The organism is Pseudomonas trivialis (assembly GCF_036864995.1).
In the GTDB taxonomy this organism is placed as follows: Bacteria; Pseudomonadota; Gammaproteobacteria; order Pseudomonadales; family Pseudomonadaceae; genus Aquipseudomonas; species Aquipseudomonas trivialis.
Genome location: NZ_CP142151.1, coordinates 2,000,435 through 2,023,262, shown reverse-complemented (window position 1 = coordinate 2,023,262; position 22,828 = coordinate 2,000,435). Strand labels below are relative to the sequence as shown.

The following is a 22,828-nucleotide window of genomic DNA, read 5'->3' as shown; positions in this document are numbered from 1 at the left end:
ACTGCATGGCGATTTAGCCAGCTCCGCTCGGGACAGCCTGCCGCCTCCGATCGGTCACCCGCTGGTGGCAAATCCACACACGTAGCCAACCCGGCCAATTGTCGAACACCCCAGTAGGCCAAGTGCGCGGGAATAGCCCGCCGCTTGCCCAGGAAGCCTTGAATATGAACTCCTCCGCCGCCGCCCTGCCCCTCCACGCTTTGACCTGCGCCAATGAAGCCCTGACCCGGCGACTGCCCAGCGCACTTGAGCTCAAGCACCAGTTGCCCCTCAGCCCGTTCCTGAATGAACAGATCCATGCCCATCGCCAAGCCGTGCGCGCCATCCTCAATGGCGAAGACTCACGCTTGCTGGTGATTGTCGGCCCGTGTTCGATCCACGACCCGGCATCGGCCATGGAATACGCACGCAACCTGAAGAAGCTGGCACTGGACGTCAGCGACCAGATGCTGCTGGTGATTCGCGCCTACGTCGAAAAACCCCGCACCACCATCGGCTGGAAAGGCCTGGCCTATGACCCGCACCTGGACGGCAGCGATGACATGGCCGCCGGCCTCACGCTGTCGCGCGAGCTGATGCGCGAAATGCTGCGCCTGGGCCTGCCGGTCGCGACCGAGCTGCTGCAGCCCATGGCGGCCAGCTACTTCGATGACCTGCTCAGTTGGGTCGCGATTGGCGCGCGCACCACCGAATCGCAGATCCATCGCGAAATGGCCAGCGGTCTGGGCATGCCCGTGGGCTTCAAGAACGGCACCGACGGCGGCGTCGCCATTGCCTGTGACGCGATGCGCTCGGCCGCCCACCCCCATCGCCACTTCGGTGTCGACAGCCAGGGCCACCCGGCGATCATCCAGACCCCGGGCAACCCCGACACCCACCTGGTGCTGCGCGGCGGTCACCGCGGGCCGAACTACGATGCGCAGAATGTGGAACAGGTAAAGCGAGACCTCACCAATGCCAAGGTGGCCGCACGCGTCATGGTCGATTGCAGCCATGCCAACAGCGGCAAGGACCCGCTGCGTCAGCCGGCCGTGTTCAACGAGGTGCTGGAGCAACGCTTGCAGGGCGACATGGCGCTGATCGGCATGATGCTCGAAAGCCACCTGTTCGAAGGCTGCCAGCCGTTGAGCGCGTCGATGAAATACGGCGTCTCGGTGACCGACGGCTGCCTGGGCTGGACCGCCACCGAGCAACTGCTGCGCAGTGCGGCCGAACGCTTGCGCGCGCCCCGCCCACTCGTCTGACCGAGAAAGATCAAAGTCTGGGAGGGGCTTGCCCCTTCCACCGTTGATCGAGTCGCCCCGCGATTCGTGCCACTCGGTCAACAGTCCTTTGCGGATTCAGCGGTTTTTCCAACGGAACGACGCGTGGATACTCGACTCCATTGTTCACACCCGTTCAGGAGCATCCGATGTCCATTCCAACGCAAAAAGTCCCCGCCTTCGGCCTTGGCACCTTCCGATTGAAGGGCCAGGTGGTGATCGACTCCGTCAGCACCGGCCTGGAACTGGGCTACCGCGCCATCGACACGGCGCAGATCTACGAGAACGAAGCCGACGTCGGCCAGGCCATTGCCGACAGTGGCGTGCCGCGTGACGAGCTGTTCATCACCAGCAAAATCTGGGTATCCAATTTCGCCCAGTACCAGTTGATTCCCAGCCTGCAGGAGAGCCTGCGCAAGCTCAAAACCGATTACCTGGACCTGACGCTGATTCACTGGCCGTCACCGGAAAACCAGGTGCCCGTCGCCGAGTTCATGGGCCAGTTACTGGAAGCCAAGCGCCTGGGCCTGACGCGTCAGATCGGTATCTCCAACTTCACGGTCGACCTGATGAAACAGGCGATTGCCGCCGTTGGCGCGGAAAATATCGCCACCAACCAGATCGAGCTGCACCCCTACCTGCAAAATCGCAAGGTGGTGGAATTCGCCCACGCCAACGATATTCAGATCACCTCGTACATGACCCTGGCCTATGGCGAAGTGCTCAACGATCCGGTACTCAAGCAAATCGCCGAACGCCATCAAGCCACTGCGGCGCAAGTCGCGCTGGCCTGGGCCATGCAACTGGGCCACGCGGTGATTCCGTCGTCGACCAGGCGCGCCAACCTGGAAAGCAACCTCAAGGCCCTGCAACTGACCTTGAGCGCGGACGACATGACGCACATTGCCAGCCTGGAACGTGGCCATCGTCTGACCAGCCCCAAGAGCATCGCACCGCAGTGGGATTGAACTCAGGCGGCCGGCTTGCGGGACAACTCCCGCAGCCACGGTAAAACCCGCAAACCCCGCGAAGCCCCAGGGGGGTCGATGATGTCCATGAAGTGCTCGAGGTTGACCGTGTCCGGAACGCCGGGCAAACGTACCAGCAACGTCGGCGTTGCGCCGGCGGGTGCTGCCAGGTCCAGGTGGTCGTACACCAACACATGACGGGCCTGGGGGTGCGGCCCGGTCGCCTGGGCCGCCAGCCCCGCATTGATGATCAATACATCGAAGGGCTCGGCCGGAATGGCCGTCAGGATCTGGACTTCTTCTAAGGTTTGCACCGGCAGAATGCGGTGATACCCCAGCTGATTGAGCATTCTCTCGATGTGCAGCCGTTGCAGGTGCTGTTCATCGGCAATCAGGATGGTCAGTGCTTTGTTCGGCATATCGGGTACCTGCGCAGGCGGAGCTCGTCGGTGAGCAGGGCCCATTTTCCAGACATATCCCGCAGACAAAATCAGGCTTGTTCCCCCTTCGCGTAGGACTTGTCCCAAACTTACCGAATGGCCATAAAGCACAGTCAAGGCTGGTTGCAATAAGCATTCAAGCCGTGATGCACATTGTCAATCGCCACACCTACCGCCTCTACCGCCGCATCCAGTGCGTCGCGTTCCTGGCGCAGACAAGCCACCTCCAGCGTGTCGCAACACGCGACCAGCACCTGGGCCCTGACCATTCGCGCGCCGCCTTTGACGCGGTGAGCCAGATCATGCAACGCGTGAAAGTCGAGTTCACAATGCAGCGTCGAAAGCAGCACGCGGTCAGCCTGCAGGCTGTCGAGCAACGGCGCCAGCAGTTCAAGCAGCGCGGCGCGATCATCGCCGGTCAGCGAGACCAGAGCGCCCAGATCAACTGCAACGACGGGGCCCGCAACAGGCGATTGATCGGTGAGCGCGGCCAACGCCGACCGCAAGTCTTCCAGGCCCGCCGGCTTGAACAGGCAACCGTCCATGCCGGCCTCGCGACAGCGTTCGGTTTCTTCAGGTTGCGCATTGGCGGTAAAACCCAGCAGCAGGCAGGGCACCCGGCCATGCTCGCGTTCATAAGCGCGAATATCACGGGCCAATGCGTAGCCGTTCTTGAGCGGCATGTTGCAATCGGTAATCACCACGTCCGGCAGCGCGGCTTTCCATAGCTCGAACCCCTGATCACCCTCCTCGGCAGTCTTGATCCGATGCCCCAGAAAGCTCAATTGACGGGCCAGCAGCACGCGGTTGGCCGGATAGTCATCCACCACCAGGATGTCCAGTGCCCTGACCGGTTGCACCCGCGCAACCGGCGCCGGATGCTCGGTGGGTAACCGCGCGGTGCGGGCCAGCGTCACGACCACCTCCACTCGCGTGCCCTTGCCCAGCACGCTGCTCAGGTGCAGTTTGCCCCCCATCATTTCACACAGGTTACGGCTGATCACCAGCCCCAGCCCGGACCCGCTGCGCGCCGATTGCTCGCTGTTGCTGCCCTGGATAAACGGGTTGAACAGGCGCTGCTGGTCTTGCGCACTGATGCCGATTCCGGCGTCTTCGACCCACAACTTGAACTCCAGTTGGTCTGCATCGCAGGTCGGCGAAACGCATCCTCCCAACCGCACTTGGCCCCGAGACGTAAATTTGATCGCATTGCTCAGCAGGTTGGACATCACCTGCTTGAACCGCAACGGATCAACCAGCACCGGGCAATCCATCAACGGATCCAGTTCCACCTGCAGCGCCAGCCCCTTGGATCTTGCAAGCCCTTCGAACACTCGCGCCACCGACAGCAGCAGTTCATGCAAATTGGCCGGTTCCTGGGCCAGCGAAAGATGGCCGGACTCGATCCTGGCGATGTCCAGGATATCGCCGATCAACTCCAGCATGCCGCGTGACGCCACCGAAGCCACCTGCAGGGCATCGCGGTCGGGGCGGCCCTGCTCGGCGTTCGCCAGGGCCAGCTCGATCATGCCGATCACCGCGTTCATGGGCGTGCGAATCTCGTGACTCATGGTCGCCAGGAACGTGGTCTTGGCACGGTTGGCGGCGTCCGCATCTTCCTTGGCCTCCTGCAACTGACCGAGCAACCGTTGCCGTTCGCTTACATCCACCCAACCGGCAATCATGCCCACCACGTTCTCATCGCCATCGCGGTACGGCAGCATCCATTGGTAAATGGTCAGCACCTTGTTACCCGGCACCTTGAGGATTCTGTCGTGAATCTGCGGCACGCCGCTGGTCATCAGGCGCATGTAATCCTCATGGAACAGCTGCGCCTGGGGCGGGTTGCCGGTGTCGGTTTCCACCACGGTCTTGCCTATCACCTCTTCGAGCCTGAAGCCGAAGACGTCGAGGTACGCGTTGTTGCAGGCCATCAACCGTCCCTGGCGGTCACGCACGTAAATCGGGTGCGGCGTACCGTCGATCAACACGCTCATGAAGCGCATCTGATCGCTCAAGGCGCGCTCGGCCTGCACCCGCTTGCGGATGAGGCTGCGCAGGTAAATGGCCCAGCCCAGGGTGATCACCAACAACAGCGCGGCCAGGCCAAACCCCTGCATGATCACGTTGCGATGACGCAGCCAGTAACTGTCCTCGATGATGACCTCATTGCGCCAATGGCTGATGATTTCATCCATTTCCTGCGGCGTGATACTCAGCAGCGCCTTGTCGAGGATCGAAAACAGTTCCAACTGGCTGCGGTTAACCCCGAAGGCGATACGCACGGGGTCCGAGCCGATCGTGCTGGTAACGCGCAGACTGTCGCGGTAAGACCGAGCGATCATAAAGCGCGCACTGAGCAGCGAGTTGACCGCGCCCTCTGCGCCGCCATTGGCTACCAGCGCCAGCGCCTGTTCCGGGTTCTCGACGTCCACGAAGCGTATACCGGGATAGTTCTGCGCAATCGTATCGTGCAGGCCACTGCCGCCGATCAGCGCCAGACGCTTACCCACCATGTCCTCCAACGTAAGCGGACTGCGTTCTTCGCCACGGGTCACCAATACCAGCGGATTGGTCAGGTAAGGCCGGGTGAAACGAACCTTTTCGGCCCCCTCGACACTGGGCGTCACCACCGCCAGCATGTCCGCCCCGCCCGCGCTCACCTGATCGATCTGACGCGGGATCGAGCGGCCCGGCACGGTATCGAATTTCAGGCCGGTGCGCAGGCTGATACGGGACAGCAACTCGGCGCTCAAGCCTTCGAATTGCCCCTGATCATCGATCAGAGACAGCGGCATGAACTTGTCGGGCACCGCAATCTTGACCCGTGGATGCTTCTCCAGCCAACGCTGTTCACTGGCACTCAATTGCAAGCGCTCGGCGCCGACAATCCCCAGGTTGCCGCCACTCCAGCGGCGCAGAATTTCCATTTGCTCACTGGCCGGCACCGCCGCCAACGCGGCGTTGATAATCGCCAGTAATTGCTTATTGTCACGCGTCAGGGCGAACGCAAACGGGCTGACTTCCAGAGTGGAAAAGTCCACCATGCGCACATTATTCAGGTGGTTACGGTTGATCAGGTAACTGGTGCTGATGGCGTCGCCCAGATACACATCGGCGCGACCGAACGCCACCGCGGCGATCGCCTCGAACGTCGAGGAAAACAGCTCCAGTCGAGCGTCGGGGTAAAAGCCGCGCACCGTCTCTGGCGGTAGGTAGTGATAAAGCATCGCCACGCGCTTGCCCGCAAGGTCGCTGGTCAGCGCCTGGCTGTCGCTGGTGCGGGTAACCAGGGTCGGCTGATCGTTGGCATAGGCCCGCGACATCACCAGTTGCGGGTCTGCGGCTTCATAGCCGTTGGCGGAACCGATGAAGTCAACGGCGCCCTGCTTGAGGGCTTCGATCACTTCATCGCGGGTCTCGTAGGATCGGACCTCGATGGTGACATTCAAAGCCTGGCTGATCAGCGCCGCAAAATCAGCGGTGATCCCCTGGAACTCACCATTGTTGTTCGTCAGGTCAAAGGGCGCGTAATCGGGGGCGGAAATCCCCATCAGCAACGTGCGCCGCTCACGCAGCCAGCGCCAGTCAGATTCCTTCAATACCGGGGACGGACCATGAAAACTGGAATGCGCCAACAATCGCAGGGAGGATGGCTCGTCGAGAGCGACCGCCACCATCGGCAGCCAGCCCAGCAGCAGGGCCATGATGAAGGGGCGAATCCTGACGAACCTCATGTGCGGTCAGATCAAGTGGTTGCGCTGGGCAAATTTTGCGATGTGCACCACCGAGGACATACGCAACTTCTCCTTGAGGCGCGTCTTGTAGGTGCTGATCGTCTTATGGCTGAGCAGCATCTGCTCGGCAATTTGGTTGTTGCCCAACCCCAGTGCGAGCATGCGCAGTACTTCCAACTCGCGATCAGACAGCGACTCCACCAGTTGCAGCTCGGTGGATTGCAAGTCGTCCCGCCGTACCGAACTGCTCGGCAAGCTGGGAAAGCAGCTGTAATTGGACATCACCGCCTTGATCGCCTTTTGCAGCTCGTCCAACTCACCGGTCTTGGCGACAAACCCCATGGCGCCGGCACGCATGCAGCGGGCAGAGAAAAACTCCGCAAGGGACGCGGTCAGCACCAGCATCTTGCACGGCAAGCCCAGTGTCTTGACCCGACTGATCACCTCCAGCCCACCCAGCTTCGGGATGGACAGGTCGAGAATCATCAAGTCCGGGCGACCTTCCCGAGCCTTCTGTACCGCGTCCGCGCCATTACCCGCCTCATCGATCTCGGTGAAACCCTCCTGCTTGAGCAGGAACCGGACGGTTTGGCGGATAAACGGGTGATCATCGACGATTAACGCTTTACTCATAACACTCCCCTGAGACGCAAGTACACTCACACATCAAACGGAACGCAGGTACCTGTGAGAAATGACAGTTCCGACCGGCGGCACTGCGCTTGCTCAACACCGGCTCAGCCTGGCCCCTTCGATTGAAAGTATTTTCGGATAGACACAGCCGAATCTTCGCCGCCGGATAGCAGCGAGAGCGCAACCTTAGCAACGTAATAACGCCTGAACCGAAGGGATATTCCTGACCAGGCGTAGGACTTATCCTCGCAACGCCTGAAGAGCCGGCACCTTGGACGCGCCTCGCGCGCGCCCCGTCAGTCGGTGGTACTCGGGCTCCAGAACGCCTGCACCACCAGGGTCGAGCTGGAAATACGCGCCACCAGCGCGTCCAGCTCGTCGCCGTCCACCGATGTCGCGGCCAGGGTGGCCTCGATTTCCACTTCCTCGCTGCCGAACGGCCGCACGTCAATGTCACTGGCCGGGTAATTGCAGCGCGCCAGCTCGGCTTCCAGCAACACCATCACCGCCTGTTGCTGGCTGCGACGCGCGATGACATAGAGGATGTTGGTCACCTCGGCCGATACCACGTCCAGCGGTTGGCGGTTGATGTTATTGACGATCGGCCGCAGCAAGGTATTGGCGGCCAGCACGAACAGAGTTCCCAACAACGCTTCCAGAATCAGGTCGGCACCGGCACAGGCGCCTACCGCAGCCGAGCCCCACAACGTGGCCGCCGTGTTGAGCCCGCGCACATTGCCTTCTTCGCGCATGATCACGCCGGCCCCGAGAAAGCCGATGCCCGAGACCACATAGGCAACCACCCGCACTGCGCCTTCCGCACCGCCAAGACGGCTGGCCATGTCGACGAAAATCGCCGCACCCACCGCCACCAGCACGTTGGTACGCAGGCCCGCCGTGCGCTGACGGTACTGGCGTTCGAAGCCGATCAGGCCACCAAAGATGAACGCCGCCGTGAGGCTGATCAGGGTATCGATCAGCGAATCGAGGTTAATGTTATGGATTGCCTGCATAAAAAATTTCCCTGTCTGCAGCCATTGATTAAAACGACCCTGCCCCTGTGAGAGCGGGCTCCCACAGGGGCAGGCAATGTTGCCAATAAAGTCTTACTGCCAGCCAAATTTACGGATGTAGTAGCCCTTCACTGCCTGGGTCAGCGCCATGTACGCCAGCAGAATCACCGGCAGGAACACGAAGTACAGCGACGGCAGCGCCTGCAGTTTGAAGTAATGCGCCAGCGGCCCCATCGGCAGGAAAATCCCCACGGCCATGATCACTCCGGTCATCACCATTAACGGCATCGCCGCACGGCTTTGCAGGAACGGAATTTTCGGGGTGCGGATCATGTGCACGATCAGCGTCTGGGTCAGCAGCCCCACCACAAACCAGCCGGACTGGAACAGGGTCTGGTGGTCCGGGGTGTTGGCATCGAACACGTACCACATGAGGGCAAACGTGGTGATGTCGAAGATCGAACTGATCGGCCCGAAGAACAGCATGAAGCGCCCCACGTCCCCCGGCTGCCAGCGTTGCGGCTTGGCGAGCATCTCCTCGTCAACGTTATCGAACGGAATCGCGATCTGCGAAATGTCATACAGCAGGTTCTGCACCAGCAGGTGCATCGGCAGCATCGGCAAAAACGGAATAAACGCACTGGCCACCAGCACCGAGAACACGTTGCCGAAGTTGGAACTGGCGGTCATCTTGATGTACTTGAGCATGTTGGCGAAGGTACGACGGCCTTCGAGCACGCCTTCCTCGAGGATCATCAGGCTCTTTTCCAGCAGAATGATGTCGGCCGCTTCCTTGGCGATATCCACCGCGCTGTCTACCGAAATCCCGATATCGGCAGTACGCAGCGCCGGCGCGTCATTGATGCCGTCGCCCATGAACCCGACCACATGGCCGTTGGCCTTGAGCAGGCGCACGATGCGCTCCTTGTGGCTGGGTGTGAGCCTGGCGAACACATTGGTGGTTTCCACCGCCTTGGCCAGTTCGGCGTCGCTCATGTCTTCAATGTCATTGCCCATCAGCAAGCCTTGCTGTTCCAGGCCCACTTCGCGGCAGATCTTGGCAGTGACCAGTTCGTTGTCGCCGGTGAGTACTTTGACCGCAACACCATGAGCCTTGAGCGCCTTGAGCGCCGGCGCGGTGCTTTCCTTGGGTGGATCGAGGAACGCGACATAGCCGATCAGGGTCAGGTTGTTTTCATCCGCCAGGCTGTAGGTATCACGACCCGGCGCCATCGGTTGCGCGGCCACCGCCACCACGCGCAGACCTTCTTCGTTGAACGCTGCAGTGACCTGGCGAATGCGCGCCAGCAACTCGTCGGTCAGCGCCTCGTTGACGTCACCGTGACGCACGCTGGTGCACACCGACAGGATTTCTTCCACGGCGCCCTTGCAGATCAACAAGTGCGGCAAGCCTTGTTCGGCGACCACCACCGACATGCGTCGGCGATTGAAGTCGAACGGAATCTCATCGACCTTGTGGAAGGCCGTGCCCACGTTCAACTCGCGGTGTACGTCCACATGCTCCAGCACCGCCACGTCCAGCAGATTTTTCAGGCCGGTCTGGTAGTAGCTGTTGAGGTAGGCCATTTCCAGAACGTCGTCGGAGTCCTCGCCCCACACGTCGACATGGCGCGCCAGGAAAATCTTGTCCTGGGTCAGCGTGCCGGTCTTGTCGGTGCACAGCACGTCCATGGCGCCGAAGTTCTGGATCGCGTCCAGGCGCTTGACGATGACCTTCTTGCGCGACAGAAACACCGCCCCCTTTGCCAGGGTGGAGGTGACGATCATCGGCAGCATTTCCGGGGTCAGGCCCACGGCAATCGACAGCGCAAACAACAGCGCTTCGGTCCAGTCGCCCTTGGTGAAACCATTGATGAACAGCACCGCCGGCGCCATCACGAACATGAAGCGGATCAGCAGCCAGCTGACCTTGTTCACGCCATGTTGGAACGACGTGGTGGCGCGGTCGGTGGCCGTCACGCGCTGGGCCAGCGCGCCGAAATAGGTGCTGTTGCCGGTGGCCAGGATCACTGCGGTGGCGGCGCCGGACACCACATTGGTGCCCATGAACAGGATGTTTTCCAGGTCCAGCGGGTTGCGCGTGGCGGCGTCCTGCTGCTGAACGAATTTCTCCACCGGCATCGATTCACCGGTCATTGCCGCCTGGCTGACGAACAGGTCCTTGGCCGTGAGCACGCGGCAGTCCGCCGGGATCATGTCGCCGGCCGACAACACAATCAGGTCGCCCGGCACCAGTTGCTTGATCGGCAGCTCAATGCGCTTGGCGGCATCGCGGCGCAGCACGGTCGCGGTATTGCTCACCATCGCTTTCAACGCATCGGCAGCCTTGTTCGACTTGGCCTCCTGCCAGAAGCGCAGCAGGGTCGAGAGCACCACCATGGAGAAAATCACCGTGGCGGCTTTCATGTCCTCGGTCAGCCACGAGATCACTGCCAGCAGGGTCAGCAGCAAGTTGAACGGGTTCTTGTAGCAGTGCCACAGGTGCACCCACCATGGCAGCGGCTGCTCATGCTCGACTTCATTGAGGCCGTATTGCACGCGCAGGGCATCGGCGTCCTGGGTGCTCAGACCCTCGGCATGGCTGCCCAGCGTGCCGAGCAATTGCCCGGCATTACTGTTGGCGGCGGCCACCAGGGTTTGCGCCAACGTCGGCGGCACTTCACGGCTGACGCTGGCGTCGGTCACTGTTTCGAGCATAGCCAGGCGGCGAAAATGCCGGGCGATATGGCGGGTCCGCAGAAAGCCTGCGAAGAACTCTTTGAGCAGAGTGAGTTTCATGGTGTTACTCCTGCGCGAGGTAAAAACCCGTCGTGCAGGTACTGCCCTCTGCACCGCGCCCATTTCACAGGCACAGACAGATTTGGCCCGCCTGCCGTAACAGGCAGGCGCGTCCGTAGCCTCCCGAGGTAATCGGGTGGCTGGTCAGCGTCGATGAGAGAGGATCGAGGCAGGGCCAGGACTGGCCGCTACCGGGATGCCGCTTCTCGCTTTTTTGGCGAGACAACGGCATCGAAAAGAATGCGCGTTACCTTGCCAAGTACGTGCCGGTTACCGAGACCGGCCGACAACTGTCGCTCGAACAAGTACCCACTGAGGGTCTCCGCTATTGATGAAAACGCGCGAAGCTTACGCCCCGGTGCCGGCAGAGTAAACCGTAGGAAAGTGTCGAAATGGTGAATACGAAAATTCTTCAGGGTGGGTTCAGGAACCAATTTTCAAGCCCCCCTTGATCAATGAAAGCCCCCGCTAATTCCCCGACCTGGCGCTGTGGCGAGCGGGCTTGCCCCGCGTTGGGGTGCGAAGCGCCCCCCGATTTAAGGAGAACGCGGTGTACCTGATACTACTCAGGGCCTGGTTTTGGGGCTGCTGCGCAGTCCAACGCAGGACAAGCCTGCTCGCCACGGGGAATCCGCGCTTAACTGAACAGCATTGGCAACACCTACGCGAGAACACGATATTCCCTATCCAACAATCACTCCCGGCTTATTCCCGTCCAGCAGCACCCGCCTTCACCCTGTAGCAGAGACTCAACACTGAACAGGGAATATCAGGATGACCATCGGTTCCAACTTCAATTACCCAGCAGACATAGCCTCGCAGGCCCATCGGAAAAAACGCGACGCAGATAATAAATGGCGAGCAACTTTCCCTGGCCCGCCGGATTTATGCTTTGACTATCGCGCCTTGGTAGAACAGGAAAATGGTGTCGCTCAAGCAACGGATACCCACCATAAAATCTGCATCATCGGTGCAGGCATCACCGGCCTGACAGCCGCACGCGAATTGCATAGATGCGGGTTTAAAAATATCACGTTGTTTGAAAAATCCCAGCGCATCGGCGGCAGACACCTTACCGCTTTTGGGAAACACAACACGCGCACATATGGCCGTCCCCCTTTTGAAATGGGGGCAATGAGAATGCCATTCTTCAACAAATCAGGTGAACACCCTAAAGAGGGCCGCTCGCTCATGGCCTATTACGCTGACGCATTCGAATTAGTGCATTCCGACTTCCCAAATCCGGGCAGCCCTGCAGTTCGATCAACTGGTATATACCTCAGGGAAGGCAGCGTAGAAGGAAGTGAAGAGCCGACCATGCTTATATGGAAGAACACTGATGGAAAAACCCCGCCGCCCGGAGCAGCCTTAAGCACGGTTTTCGCAAAATGGAAAATATTCGCTGAACGCATGACGTTAAACGTATCCGAACATTATGGTGCTGAAAACTGGGATGACATGTGGACAGCCATTGTCAAAAAATACGAAGGTATTTCATTTCGGAATTTGGTGAAAATGCCAGCCATCGACACATGGAGGCAAGATGACCCCGGCAATTTTGGCGGGATGGGCATGAACGCACAGGAGTCGGCAATTTTCTATGCCATAGGTATTGGTGATGGCAGTTGGGGAGCGTTTTACGATGTCTGCTCGCTTTATCCACTTCGCACCGCAATATTCGGTTTCAGCAGTCACTTACAGTTGATCCATGGCCGCGTGAATGAAGACGGAACTCCGAAAGACTCACCTTATTTGAATGCCCTGGAGACCGTCGATTCAAGAGGCCTGCCGTTCAGCAAACCCAGTTATATTGGCCTTGGGTCTTTGGCAGAGTCACTGCTTCTCATAAAGCCTGGAGAAACCCGGCAATCGCTGTACGAACATTTGGTTGAGCATCGGCACGGATTACTGACCAGCAGCTCGGTAACAAAACTAAAAAAGTTGAACAGCGGAAAAATACGGGTTTACTACGATTGGAACAGCGCCGATCCAGAGAGGGCAAAAAAAGAGTTTATCGACGCTGACTCCGTCGTCATGACCCTACCCTCTTGGCTAATAGAAACGCAGATATCACTCGAAAACTTCGATCAGAAAATGCTTCCCTTCGAAATAATATCAGCCTATAAAACGGCCCACTGGGAAACCAGTTGCAAGGTTTATGCGCCGTTAAAAAAATCGTTTATTTCGCATAACATAACTATCCCGCAAACCATCGTAACGGACAGCCTGATACACGACGCATACACTTACCGCTATAACAACAACCACACCTACGACTGTATTCTGCTCAGCTACACATGGGAAGACGACGCCACGAAACTATTATTTTTCACCGATGAAGAGTTGGTTGAAAAGTGTATAGACGAGCTGGACAGAATACTTCTGAAATCGACCAACATAAACCAAAAGATCTCGCCTTATATAGCGCGTGAACAGGCTGTCGTTCAGCGCTGGATGAATGACAAGCACTCACTCGGTTGCGCGAAACTTTATCGCGCGGGCACTTACTACGATGCGGTGAGCTTGATGAAGTACAACAGGGATTACTCACACACGTCAGGGCTCTACCTGTGCGGCGAGTCGTTTTCGGTTGACGCTGGCTGGACGGAACCGTGCTTCAGGGGAGCAATAGATACCGTGATCAACATCTGCGAGAAGACCCAGGCATCCTTCCACGGCGGCTTTACCCTGAGTGATTATCCAGAGTATCGGGTTGAGCGTTAAATCAAGAGAAACAGGCCACGATTCAATAGGAATCGTCTGACTTTTATATAAACATATTGTCGCCTCTTATAAACGCCCAACCATTCCGGTTGTATAAAAATAAGAGGCCACACCCATGACCGAAGCAGCAAGCCCCGCCCGCGTAGCCGTGATACAGCTTGATCCCCAGGTCGGCACCGTCAACCGCGCCAACAACCTGCGTCAGACACTGACCTTGGCCACCGAAGCCGCGAATGGTGGCGCCAACCTGATCGTGCTGCCAGAGCTTTCCAATTGTGGCTATTACTTCACCAGTCGCCAGGACGCTTTCGATCACGCCGAAGCAGTCCCGGAGGGAGCCAGCGTCAGGGCCTGGATGGATTTTGCCAGCCGACATCAGGTGTATCTGGTGGCCGGGTTGAGCGAAATAGACGGTACGCAGCTGTTCAATACTGCGGTGCTGCTTGGCCCGGATGGCTTCATCGGTAAATACCGCAAAGCCCATTTATGGAACAGGGAAAAACTGTGGTTCACCCCGGGCTACACCGGTTTTCCCGTGTTTGAAACGCCCATCGGGCGCATCGGTTTGCTGATCTGCTGGGACATCTGGTTTCCGGAAGTGCCGCGGATTCTCAGCCAGCAAGGCGCCGATATCATTTGCAGCCTGAACAACTGGGTGTGGACCCCGCCGCCGCTGTTCGATGAGGCGGGCAAATGCATGGCGTCCTATCTGACGATGACGGCCGCCCATGTCAATAACGTATTTATCGCGGCCGCCAGTCGCATTGGCGAAGAACGGGACGCTCGTTACCTTGGCTGCTCGCTGATTGCCGGCACCAATGGCTGGCCCATCGGCGCCGTGGCCTCGGCCAATCGCCAGGAGATACTGTTTGCCGACATCGACATCACCAGCGCCCGCAGCGCTCCGATCTGGAACAGCCTCAATGACCTGCAGCGCGACCGACGCTGCGATCTCTACGATCAGATGCTCGGGTATGCCCAACACCCCGCCCTTCCACGCTGATCGGAGGGCACAGCATGGAGATGTTATCAACCAAGTCCAAGGCGGCGCGCTCAAGGGCCGACACAGTGGCGCTCAGCCTGTTTCTCATCAGTGCATTGCTGGTGCTGTGGATTGCCATCCGCTACGGCGGCTCCTGGCCAGGCTACAGCGACATGACGCAAAGCCTTCCCCACCCGATTGCCTGGCTGCGCTGGGTACTGGGAGACATCAGTGAAGTCGCTTTTTACAAGCATGAACTGGCCTCCCTTGGCCTGCTGGCCGGTGCGTACCTGGCCTGGTGGGCGAGTACGCGCAATAAGGCCTGGCAAGGCTTTTCGATTTGCTACGGCAGCGGAGTATGGCCCTGGCTGGTGACCAGCTCACTGCTCGGGCTGCTGCTGAGCAATATGCTCTGGGGCTGGAGCGTCACTGCGCAGACGTGGCAACCGACATTCGCAGCGTTTGTTTCATTACCGGCCGCCATGGTGCTGATGTTCGGCGGTGGCTGGAAAGTGACGATCAATGGGGCGGTAATGGGCGCATTACTGGTAACGCCGATGTGCCTGTTGATCGTGAACTTCGTGTGTGTGCCGCTTGACCTGCCCGTGGTGATCGGCAACGTGTCGGGCATGGCGCTGGGTAGCGTGGTGGCGTTTGTACTCTGCCGTCACATGCCCTCGTTGGTGCGTTCGGACTACCTCGCACCCAGCCGGCCAGCCCCTGTCAAACCGTCCACCTACGGCGTGGTCTGGAGCGCGCGCAGGGTATTGGCGGACTTTTCCGAAGCGCCGTTTTTCGGCAATGAATGGGCCAGCCTCGGGCTGATTGCGGGGGTGTTGCTGGCCTATGCGCTGAACCCCGCCAGCCCGGCCTATGGCTCGGGACTGGTCTTGCCACTGCTTGGCGCACAAGCCCTGACTTCGGCGTTGGGTGTGCTGATCTGGAGGCAACAGTGGATCAAGCGCGGCTGGTTCCCCACGTATGTGCCGCTGGTATCGGTAGTGCCTGCCGCCGTATTGACCCTTGGCGGCAGCTGGATGGTCGTGGGCTCAAGCGCGCTGTTGGGTGCGCTGATCGCACCACCATTGGCCTGTGCGATTGCGGCGCGATTGCCGGCACATTTTCATCCATATATTGGCAATGTGATTTCAATGGCACTGAGTACGCTCCTGGTGGTGCCGCTGGTAGGCTGGTTAAGCCAGATGTAAAGGCCGCGCCACCGAATACGCCAGCAACCCGAGACCTCTGTGGCGAGCGGGCTTGCCCCGCGTTGGGGTGCGAAGCGCCCCCTTCAGGAGCGCGACACTGCGCAGCCGCTGGATTTGGGGCTGCTGCGCAGCCCAACGCGGGGCAAGCCCGCTCGCCACAACCACAACCACAACCACAACCAACTGACCTCAATCCTCGCGCGTCAGCACTTCCAGCAACTCGATCTCAAAGCGCAGGTTGCTGTTGGGCTTGATGTGCGCGCCCATCGACCGCTCGCCATACGCCAGGTGCGCGGGCACGAACAAGGTGCGTACGCCGCCCACCTGCATGCCCATCAGGCCCTGGTCCCAGCCCTTGATCACACGCCCGGTGCCGATCACGCACTGGAACGGCTTGCCCCGCTCCCAGGACGAATCGAACACCGTGCCGTCTTCCAGGGTGCCGGTGTATTGGGTGGTGATCAGCGCGCCCTTGACCACGGCTTTGCCGGTGCCCGGCCGCGTATCGGTGATCTGCAATTGGTCGTTGTTCATAGGATTCTCATTGACGAATACGTGCGGCAAGTGCGGCAGCACCTGCGTGGGAACGATCAAGCGATCAACCTACAACCACCGCCAGAACCGGCTCCACCATCCCCGCCCCAGATCATCCTTGCACCCGGCGTACTGGCGCGCATACATCTGCGAACGCGCCTGCACCTTGCCCGCCACCGGGAGCAGCCAGGGCTTGCCGGCATAGGTGCGCTGGCGGTAGCCGCCCCAGCCTTCGTGGTAGTTCAGGTATTGGCCGTAGGCGTCGTATTTGTAGACGCCGTTGATGGTGTAGGTCTTGTCCATGTACCAGCCGACGAAGTCGATGGCATCGTCGAAGTCTTCACGGTCGGCGCCGCTGCGGCCGGTGCTTTTGCGGTAGTCGTTCCACACTTCATCCTTGGCCTGGGCGTAGCCGGATGCGGTAGAAACGCGGCCCCAGGGGATGATCCATAGCAGGTATTTACGCGGGGTCTTGGCGTCGTGGCGAAAGCCCGACTCCTGATACATGATGGCGAATGGTACTTCGATAGGCACGCCCCAACGCTTTTGCGTGACCTTGGCGGCATCGTACCAGTCGTCCTTTTCGCGGAAGATGGCACACAGGTCATTGGGACTGCGCGGCGGCGAGGTGCCGCACGCGGCCAGTAAGGAGGTGAGGACCAACAGTCCGACAGCTTTGCCTGCGCTCAAGGGGCACCTTTGCGTGATATGCGAAAGGCGCCCATTTTACGCACTCATTGACGCCGATGCCGACTGCTCATCGCGTCTCCAGCGCCTGCGCCACACCGTGGCGCGAGCGCTGGCTTGAATCAGGCCAATGGCACGCGACGGCTGGTCAGTGCGAAACGGCCTACGAAGAAGCTCAAGGCAGCGCCCAGCAACAGCATCGCCAAGGTGCTCCAGGCAGCGCGCGACAGTTGCTTGGCGGCCACTTCACCGGCTTCGCGGGCTTTCTGTTCGGCTTGCTGCTTCAGTTGTTCGACCTTCTGCATGGCTTGCTGATAAGCCTGGGCATAGTTGTCGACGATCTGGGTAGCCTCTGCCTTGCTCTTGCCAGTACGCGCAGCAACGATATTGACCAGTGCTTCCTTATCGGCAGCGTTCAGCGCCGGTTCGCCCGAAGCCTTGACGCGTTCGAACCACTGCTTCAACTCATCGCCGGCCTGGGCAGGATTGTTCGCAGCATCGGTTGCCGACTGCTTGCCATCAGCGGCAGCCTGGTCGGTTTTCTGCTCGACGTTGGACGGGTCCAACTCAGGCTTGCCGGTCTGCTTGAGCAAGGTGTCGAGTTGACCCTGCAGGCTGTTCCAGTCCAGCTGGATGCCCTGCTCGTTCAATTGCTGCTTGATGCTGTCACCGATGCCCGGTGCTGCGGCAGCGATACCGCTACCGGCAGCCGACAGGCCTTTGCCCACAACATTGCCGGCAGTGCCGACCACGCTTGAGGCCAGGCCGGCCAGCAGCCAGGTGGTGAACAGGGTGGTCAGGGTCCAGGTCAGCACGCCGTGCAGACCGCCGCGATCCGGCGCAGTACGCCCGGCCACGAATGCACCGACGGCGATTGCCACCAGCGTCGAAACGAACAGCCAGATCCCGGCACCGGTGCCGAAACCACTCAGCGGGTTACCCGCTTCCATCGGGTTGACGGCGCTGGCGCCGATTGCAGTGCCGAGCACGCTCAAGACCAGATAGGTCACCAGTGCAATTGCACTACCGGCCAATACCGAGCTCCAGGACACGCGAAACAACGAACGGTTGGTTTCATAGACAGTGGTCATACAAGAGGTCCTTCACAAGTTATAGGAGCAAGGCAAAGTGCCTTGATGTTGTGAGTGTGGCGAAACGACATACGTTCAGTCCTGGCCCATCTGCACTAGATTGACTGGTGCATTCGCACCTAAACGGGGTCATTTTTTCTGCACGTTCGCGAACCTCCCCTGTCGTAGCTTCATGCACCTACAGCTCGGAGACCCTATGACACAGGACGTTCTTGCCAAAGAAACCAACCGCCGCCAACTTCAGCAGATCATCTCGGGATTATCCGATGGCGTGATCCTGGCCGAGGTCGACCAGACCATCCTCTGGGCCAACGAAGCCGCGCTGGCCATGCACGGCGTCGGCGATGTGATGGGCCTCGGTAGCGACGGCGGGCAATACGCCGAACGCTTCGCTCTGCGCTATCGAAACAACCACCCGGTGCAGGCGGACAACTACCCCCTCGCCCGTGCCGCCGCCGGCGATGAGTTCAGCGACGTGGTGGTCGAAGTCACGTCCACCGCCGACCCGGACAAAACCTGGGTGCACCGCCTGCGCAGCCTGGTGATCGCCGATGCCAAGGGTGAGCCGGAATTGCTGGTGCTGATTCTCAGCGACGCCACCGAGTGGGCCAGCGCCGAGCAGCGCTTCGAAAAAACCTTCAACGCCAACCCGGCGCCCGCCGTGATCTGCCGCCTGAGTGATCTGCGCTACATCAAGGTCAACCAGGGCTTTCTGGAGATGACCGGCTACAACCGCGACCAGGTCATCGGCAAGTCCGTGTATGAACTGGATGTGCTGGAACAGGCTGAACGCAAGGACCTGGCCATCCAGCGTCTGGGGGAAGGCGCGACGATCCCGCAGATGCAGGCCGAACTCAAACTGCCCGAAGGCGGCAGCAAACTGGTGATCGTCGCCGGGCAGCCGCTGGACATGAACGAGGAAGACTGCATGCTGTTTTCCTTCATGGACCTGGAGCCACGGCGCAAGGCAGAAATCGCCCTGCGCCAGAGCGAGGAGCGCTTTGCCAAATCCTTCCGCCTCACGCCTGTGCCGACACTGGTGTGCAACGCCGCCAACCGCCAGGTGGTGGACGTCAACGAAGCGTTCATGAACATCACCGGCTATATCAGCCAGGAGCTGATCGGCAAGGCCATCGAAGACATCGACTTTATCGACAGCGCTTCAGCCGGCGCGCAGTTGTTCGCGACCCTGGAAAAGGTCGGCAACCTCGACGGGCAAGAGTTGAAAGTGCGCAAAAAAGGCAATGAAGTGATCGACTGCGTGGTGTCCGCCGATACCGTGAGCATCGAAAACGTGCCCTGCTACCTGCTGGTATTGATGAACATCACCGAACGCAAACGCTCGGAGCTGGAACTGGTGGCAGCCATCGAAGAAGTGATGCAGGACGCCTCGTGGTTCAGCCAGACCCTGATCGAGAAACTGGCCAACGCCAAAAGCGTCAACAGCCCCAACCTGCCAAACGTGGCCTTCACCGACCTGACCGCGCGCGAACGCGATGTACTGGGGCTGATCTGCGAAGGCCTGGCCGACAAGGAAATCGCCTCGCGCCTGAAACTGGCACCCAACACGGTGCGTAACCATGTGGCCACGGTGTATTCCAAACTGGGAGTGCACAGCCGCAGCGCAGCGATCGTCTGGGCCCGTGAGCGCGGGCTGTTTGCCGGAGAACTGCGCCTGAAAAACAAGCCTTAGACATGCAAATGCACTAGTGCCTCTAGTGCGAATTCGCCTTCTGGCGCGCAGGAGCGATCAATAACCTTGAAGGGACCGCATTGAATGCCCTGAAGGAAACTGCATGCTCACCGTCTCTCAATTGCGCAATTGCATCGAGGAAGGCCTGTTGCCGTTAACCTGTGAGTTCACCCTGTGCCGGGATGCGTCACTGACCCTCAAGGTCTACGACGCCGAAAGTGGCCGCGTGGACCTGGTCGTCACCGGGATTACCACCAACCGGCTGCATACCCCGGAAGAAGTGGCCAGGATGGTCGAAGAGTTGCGCTACGAACTGCAAAGCAACACCGTGGGCAAGCTAACGCTGGATGATTGGCCTCCAGTAACGCCCCGATGAAATAGACCCCCCTCTCCCGACGATAAACTCCCCCATCTGTAGGAAGGTAACGCGACCCTTGCGGCCGGTTACCTTGATGCAGGGCGCTGCGCGCGATTACTTCTTCGCAGGGGTGATCTCAAGAATGGTGCCGTTGGTGGTCTTGAGCAGCACGTACTTGTCGGCTGCCTTTGCCCACTGGTTGTTCTCACCTGGGTCCTTGAGGCCATGTTTTTTCCAGTCTTTTACCGCCGATTCCTCGCGCATGAGGATATCCGGCGCGCGGTCGCCCTCTTTCAGGTCACGGGCATTGATGTTGGAAGGCTGCACGGTTTCCTGGGGGGTATCACCGGCCTTGGCCACAAAGCTGGCGGTGGACAGGCTTGCAGCAACGAGAACGCAGGCAGCTAGGGATCTGGACTTCATGGGTGCTCCTTCAATTAATGACGCGTACCCAGATTCCGACCGCAGCCGCGTGGAATCATTCAGGCCACGTTTTTGTGACAAGCGGGCTTGCCCTGATGCCGTTCAGTTAAACGCAAATTCCCTGTGGCGAGCGGGCGTGTTGTGGCGAGCGGGCTTGCCCCGCGTTGGGCTGCGCAGCAGCCCCCAAGTCCAGGCTCTGCGCAGTATCAGGTACACCGCATTTTCGTCGATTGGGGGCGCTTCGCACCCCAACGCGGGGCAAGCCCGCTCGCCACGGTTCGGCATAGATCCTTGGCACTGGTTGCCCGTATGAAATTTATGCGGTATTTTTTCATGAAATTTATCGAAATTAATTTCATGAACCAGCAAGAAGAACTCGCCACCCTCGCCGCCCTGATCCACGATCTGCGCAAGCACAAGAAACTCACCCTCGCCCAGCTGGCGCAAAAGATCGAACGCTCGGTAGGCTTTCTGTCCCAGGTGGAACGCGGCCTGTCGCGCCCGACCGTGGCGGACCTCACCGCCATCAGCCACGCCCTCGACGTGCCCACGACCTATTTCTACAGCCTGCCCAAGCCCAAGGCGGTGGACTGGGTCACGCGCCCCAACGAGCGGCGCACGGTGTATTACGCCAATGGCATCACCGACATCCTTGTCTCGCCGAGCATGAACGGCGCCTTCTCCCTGCTCGACAGCCTGCTGGCGCCCGGCGCCAACAGTGGTGAGCAGAGCATGAGCGACCGCGCCGAGCAGGCCGGCTTCGTGCTCGAAGGCGAGTTGACGCTGTGGGTGGAGGGCGAGGCCGACAGCGTCACCCTCGGTCCGGGCGACAGTTTCCACCTGGCCAGTTTCGCCCACTGTCGCTACGCCAACCTTACCGATGTGCCTGCCCGCGTGCTGTGGGTGTACAACTAGGAGCAACCCCTGTGAAAACCCCATCCTGCACGTTGCTGGCCGAAGTCCGCGCGTTTCGCCAGAAGCACCCCGATGTGCGCTATGTCGACCTGATCGCACTGGACATTCCCGGGCATTTCTACGGCAAGCGCTACCCGGTGGAGATGCTCGAAAAAGTCGCCGCCGGCAGCCCCCTGAAGCTGCCCCAGAACGCCGTGCTGCTGGGGGTTCAGGGCGGACTGTTCAAGATCGGCGATTACTGTTTCAACGACGGCGACCCGGACGCCAATCGCCGCCTGGTACCGGGCACGCTCAAGCCGGTGAGCTGGGAGTCGCAGCCCCTGGGGCAGATGCTGATCACCTCCGACGGCACCGACGCGCCCATCGAGTTCGAACCCCGCGAAGTGCTGGCCAGGGTCTTGCAGCGCTTGCAGCACAAGGGCATTCACCCGGTGGTGGCATTCGAGCTGGAGTTTTACCTGTTCGATAAAAAGCTCGCCAACGGCCTGCCGCAATTCCCCCGCGACCCGCTGAGCGATGACGCCGATGACCAGCCCAACCTGCACATCGAGCGGCTGTCGCGGTTCAGTGCCGTGCTCGACGACATGGCGCAAACCGCCAGGGACCAGGGCATCGACAGCACCGTAATCACTGCCGAGATCGGCCCCGGCCAGTTCGAGATCAATTTCGGCCACTCGGACGACGCCCTGCGCGCCGCCGACTGGGCCGCCCTGTTCTGCCGCAGTACACGCGGCGTGGCGCTCAAGCACGGCTACCGCGCCAGTTTCATGGCCAAGCCCTACCTGCAATTTCCTGGCAGCGGCATGCATGTGCACGTCAGCCTGTACGACGGAGCGGGCAACAACCTGCTGGCCGCGCACCAACAGCAGCCGCTGCGCCACGCGGTGGCCGGCTGCCTGCAATTGCTGCCCCATTGCATGCCGATCTTCGCCCCCAACCACAATGCCTTGCGCCGCCTGGGCGGCACAGTCAACGCCGCCACCCGCGCCAGCTGGGGCTTCGAAGACCGCGACGCGTGCCTGCGCATCCCCGAGTCCGACCCGCGCAACCTGCGCATCGAACACCGCCTGGCCAGCGCCGACGCCAACCCCTACCTGGTGCTGGCGGCGATCCTGGCCGGACTCGAACACGGGCTTGAAACCCGACAAGAACCCATCGCCCCGCTGAACGACGACCGCAGCAGCGGCACCGACTTCCCGGTGGAAATGCTCGACGCCGTCCGCGCCATGCAGCATCACACGGTCGTGCGCGACACGCTGGGTGCAGAGTTTGTTGACGTGTATTGCGAGAACAAACGCCAGGATCACCTGGCGTTTCAGCAGGAGATTAATGCGCGGGAATATCGCTGGTTTCTCTGAACC

18 protein-coding genes are annotated in these 22,828 nt (G+C 60.1%); 9 read left to right on the top strand and 9 right to left on the bottom strand.

From position 1 onward, the window contains the following. Nucleotides 1–164 precede the first annotated feature (164 nt). Both VRB54_RS09105 and dkgB read left to right on the top strand, forming a co-directional pair. Nucleotides 165–1,244 carry a 3-deoxy-7-phosphoheptulonate synthase gene (locus VRB54_RS09105; RefSeq protein ID WP_338480463.1) on the top strand — a complete coding sequence of 360 codons (1,080 nt, stop codon included), beginning with the start codon at nt 165–167 and terminating at the stop codon, nt 1,242–1,244. 167 nt (nt 1,245–1,411) lie between these two features. Next, entirely contained in the window at nt 1,412–2,230 is an 819-nt protein-coding gene (dkgB, locus tag VRB54_RS09100; RefSeq protein WP_338480462.1) for a 2,5-didehydrogluconate reductase DkgB, read from the top strand. 2 nt (nt 2,231–2,232) lie between these two features. Here dkgB and VRB54_RS09095 read toward each other — a convergent pair whose 3' ends face one another. The 5 genes from VRB54_RS09095 to mgtA all read right to left on the bottom strand — a co-directional run bounded on the left by VRB54_RS09095 (nt 2,233) and on the right by mgtA (nt 10,852). Further along, nucleotides 2,233–2,649: a chemotaxis protein CheY gene (locus VRB54_RS09095; RefSeq protein WP_338480461.1), complete on the bottom strand. Its 417-nt coding sequence runs from the start codon at nt 2,647–2,649 to the stop codon at nt 2,233–2,235. A 134-nt stretch (nt 2,650–2,783) separates the two neighbouring features. Then, on the bottom strand, nt 2,784–6,377 hold the full coding sequence (locus VRB54_RS09090) for a transporter substrate-binding domain-containing protein (protein ID WP_338480459.1): 3,594 nt from the start codon (nt 6,375–6,377) through the stop codon (nt 2,784–2,786). A 36-nt stretch (nt 6,378–6,413) separates the two neighbouring features. After that, complete coding sequence (locus tag VRB54_RS09085; protein WP_209980979.1) at nt 6,414–7,040, bottom strand: response regulator transcription factor; 627 nt, start codon at nt 7,038–7,040, stop codon at nt 6,414–6,416. 296 nt (nt 7,041–7,336) lie between these two features. Next, on the bottom strand, nt 7,337–8,053 hold the full coding sequence (locus VRB54_RS09080; RefSeq protein ID WP_338480456.1) for an MgtC/SapB family protein: 717 nt from the start codon (nt 8,051–8,053) through the stop codon (nt 7,337–7,339). 93 nt (nt 8,054–8,146) lie between these two features. Then, nucleotides 8,147–10,852 carry a magnesium-translocating P-type ATPase gene (mgtA, locus tag VRB54_RS09075; protein ID WP_209980975.1) on the bottom strand — a complete coding sequence of 902 codons (2,706 nt, stop codon included), beginning with the start codon at nt 10,850–10,852 and terminating at the stop codon, nt 8,147–8,149. A 774-nt stretch (nt 10,853–11,626) separates the two neighbouring features. Here mgtA and VRB54_RS09070 point away from each other — a divergent pair. The 3 genes from VRB54_RS09070 to VRB54_RS09060 all read left to right on the top strand — a co-directional run bounded on the left by VRB54_RS09070 (nt 11,627) and on the right by VRB54_RS09060 (nt 15,766). After that, nucleotides 11,627–13,576, top strand: a complete 1,950-nt coding sequence (locus VRB54_RS09070) for a flavin monoamine oxidase family protein (protein WP_338480454.1) — start codon at nt 11,627–11,629, stop codon at nt 13,574–13,576. Nucleotides 13,577–13,691: 115 nt separating this feature from the next. After that, nucleotides 13,692–14,579 carry a nitrilase family protein gene (locus tag VRB54_RS09065; protein ID WP_338480452.1) on the top strand — a complete coding sequence of 296 codons (888 nt, stop codon included), beginning with the start codon at nt 13,692–13,694 and terminating at the stop codon, nt 14,577–14,579. A gap of 14 nt (nt 14,580–14,593) precedes the next feature. Continuing rightward, nucleotides 14,594–15,766, top strand: a complete 1,173-nt coding sequence (locus VRB54_RS09060) for a hypothetical protein (RefSeq protein ID WP_338480451.1) — start codon at nt 14,594–14,596, stop codon at nt 15,764–15,766. Nucleotides 15,767–15,955: 189 nt separating this feature from the next. On the opposite strand, the gene VRB54_RS09055 is transcribed toward VRB54_RS09060, so the two are convergent. From VRB54_RS09055 to VRB54_RS09045, 3 genes are all read right to left on the bottom strand, one after another. Beyond that, on the bottom strand, nt 15,956–16,300 hold the full coding sequence (locus VRB54_RS09055; RefSeq protein ID WP_209990257.1) for an FKBP-type peptidyl-prolyl cis-trans isomerase: 345 nt from the start codon (nt 16,298–16,300) through the stop codon (nt 15,956–15,958). A gap of 69 nt (nt 16,301–16,369) precedes the next feature. Next, nucleotides 16,370–16,990 carry a hypothetical protein gene (locus VRB54_RS09050; protein ID WP_122457676.1) on the bottom strand — a complete coding sequence of 207 codons (621 nt, stop codon included), beginning with the start codon at nt 16,988–16,990 and terminating at the stop codon, nt 16,370–16,372. A 119-nt stretch (nt 16,991–17,109) separates the two neighbouring features. Beyond that, a complete protein-coding gene (locus VRB54_RS09045; protein WP_003232798.1) occupies nt 17,110–18,078 on the bottom strand; it encodes a hypothetical protein in 969 nt (322 codons plus the stop codon). Nucleotides 18,079–18,274: 196 nt separating this feature from the next. On the opposite strand from VRB54_RS09045, the gene VRB54_RS09040 reads away from it, so the two are divergent. Next, on the top strand, nt 18,275–19,771 hold the full coding sequence (locus VRB54_RS09040; protein WP_338480449.1) for a helix-turn-helix transcriptional regulator: 1,497 nt from the start codon (nt 18,275–18,277) through the stop codon (nt 19,769–19,771). Nucleotides 19,772–19,874: 103 nt separating this feature from the next. Next, the gene (locus tag VRB54_RS09035; RefSeq protein WP_338480448.1) at nt 19,875–20,147 is read left to right on the top strand and encodes a DUF1652 domain-containing protein; all 273 of its coding nucleotides are present in this window, start codon (nt 19,875–19,877) and stop codon (nt 20,145–20,147) included. Nucleotides 20,148–20,243: 96 nt separating this feature from the next. Here the strand turns inward: VRB54_RS09035 and VRB54_RS09030 are convergent, their stop codons facing one another. Beyond that, a complete protein-coding gene (locus tag VRB54_RS09030; protein ID WP_338480447.1) occupies nt 20,244–20,552 on the bottom strand; it encodes an RcnB family protein in 309 nt (102 codons plus the stop codon). A gap of 357 nt (nt 20,553–20,909) precedes the next feature. Here VRB54_RS09030 and VRB54_RS09025 point away from each other — a divergent pair, with 357 nt between their 5' ends. Together VRB54_RS09025 and VRB54_RS09020 are read left to right on the top strand one after the other, a co-directional pair. Then, on the top strand, nt 20,910–21,467 hold the full coding sequence (locus VRB54_RS09025; protein WP_338481074.1) for an XRE family transcriptional regulator: 558 nt from the start codon (nt 20,910–20,912) through the stop codon (nt 21,465–21,467). Between the two features lie 11 nt (nt 21,468–21,478). After that, nucleotides 21,479–22,825 carry a glutamine synthetase family protein gene (locus tag VRB54_RS09020; RefSeq protein ID WP_338480446.1) on the top strand — a complete coding sequence of 449 codons (1,347 nt, stop codon included), beginning with the start codon at nt 21,479–21,481 and terminating at the stop codon, nt 22,823–22,825. Nucleotides 22,826–22,828 lie beyond the last annotated feature (3 nt).

Coding starts and splice junctions, on each gene's coding strand:
- mgtA (WP_209980975.1), bottom strand. CDS start 10,852: ATGAAACTCACTCTGCTCAAAGAGTTCTTCGCAGGCTTTCTGCGGACC.
- VRB54_RS09060 (WP_338480451.1), top strand. CDS start 14,594: ATGGAGATGTTATCAACCAAGTCCAAGGCGGCGCGCTCAAGGGCCGAC.
- VRB54_RS09105 (WP_338480463.1), top strand. CDS start 165: ATGAACTCCTCCGCCGCCGCCCTGCCCCTCCACGCTTTGACCTGCGCC.
- VRB54_RS09070 (WP_338480454.1), top strand. CDS start 11,627: ATGACCATCGGTTCCAACTTCAATTACCCAGCAGACATAGCCTCGCAG.
- VRB54_RS09080 (WP_338480456.1), bottom strand. CDS start 8,053: ATGCAGGCAATCCATAACATTAACCTCGATTCGCTGATCGATACCCTG.
- VRB54_RS09030 (WP_338480447.1), bottom strand. CDS start 20,552: ATGAAGTCCAGATCCCTAGCTGCCTGCGTTCTCGTTGCTGCAAGCCTG.
- VRB54_RS09085 (WP_209980979.1), bottom strand. CDS start 7,040: ATGAGTAAAGCGTTAATCGTCGATGATCACCCGTTTATCCGCCAAACC.
- VRB54_RS09065 (WP_338480452.1), top strand. CDS start 13,692: ATGACCGAAGCAGCAAGCCCCGCCCGCGTAGCCGTGATACAGCTTGAT.
- VRB54_RS09025 (WP_338481074.1), top strand. CDS start 20,910: ATGAACCAGCAAGAAGAACTCGCCACCCTCGCCGCCCTGATCCACGAT.
- VRB54_RS09090 (WP_338480459.1), bottom strand. CDS start 6,377: ATGGCCCTGCTGCTGGGCTGGCTGCCGATGGTGGCGGTCGCTCTCGAC.
- VRB54_RS09045 (WP_003232798.1), bottom strand. CDS start 18,078: ATGACCACTGTCTATGAAACCAACCGTTCGTTGTTTCGCGTGTCCTGG.
- VRB54_RS09040 (WP_338480449.1), top strand. CDS start 18,275: ATGACACAGGACGTTCTTGCCAAAGAAACCAACCGCCGCCAACTTCAG.
- VRB54_RS09055 (WP_209990257.1), bottom strand. CDS start 16,300: ATGAACAACGACCAATTGCAGATCACCGATACGCGGCCGGGCACCGGC.
- VRB54_RS09095 (WP_338480461.1), bottom strand. CDS start 2,649: ATGCCGAACAAAGCACTGACCATCCTGATTGCCGATGAACAGCACCTG.
- VRB54_RS09035 (WP_338480448.1), top strand. CDS start 19,875: ATGCTCACCGTCTCTCAATTGCGCAATTGCATCGAGGAAGGCCTGTTG.
- dkgB (WP_338480462.1), top strand. CDS start 1,412: ATGTCCATTCCAACGCAAAAAGTCCCCGCCTTCGGCCTTGGCACCTTC.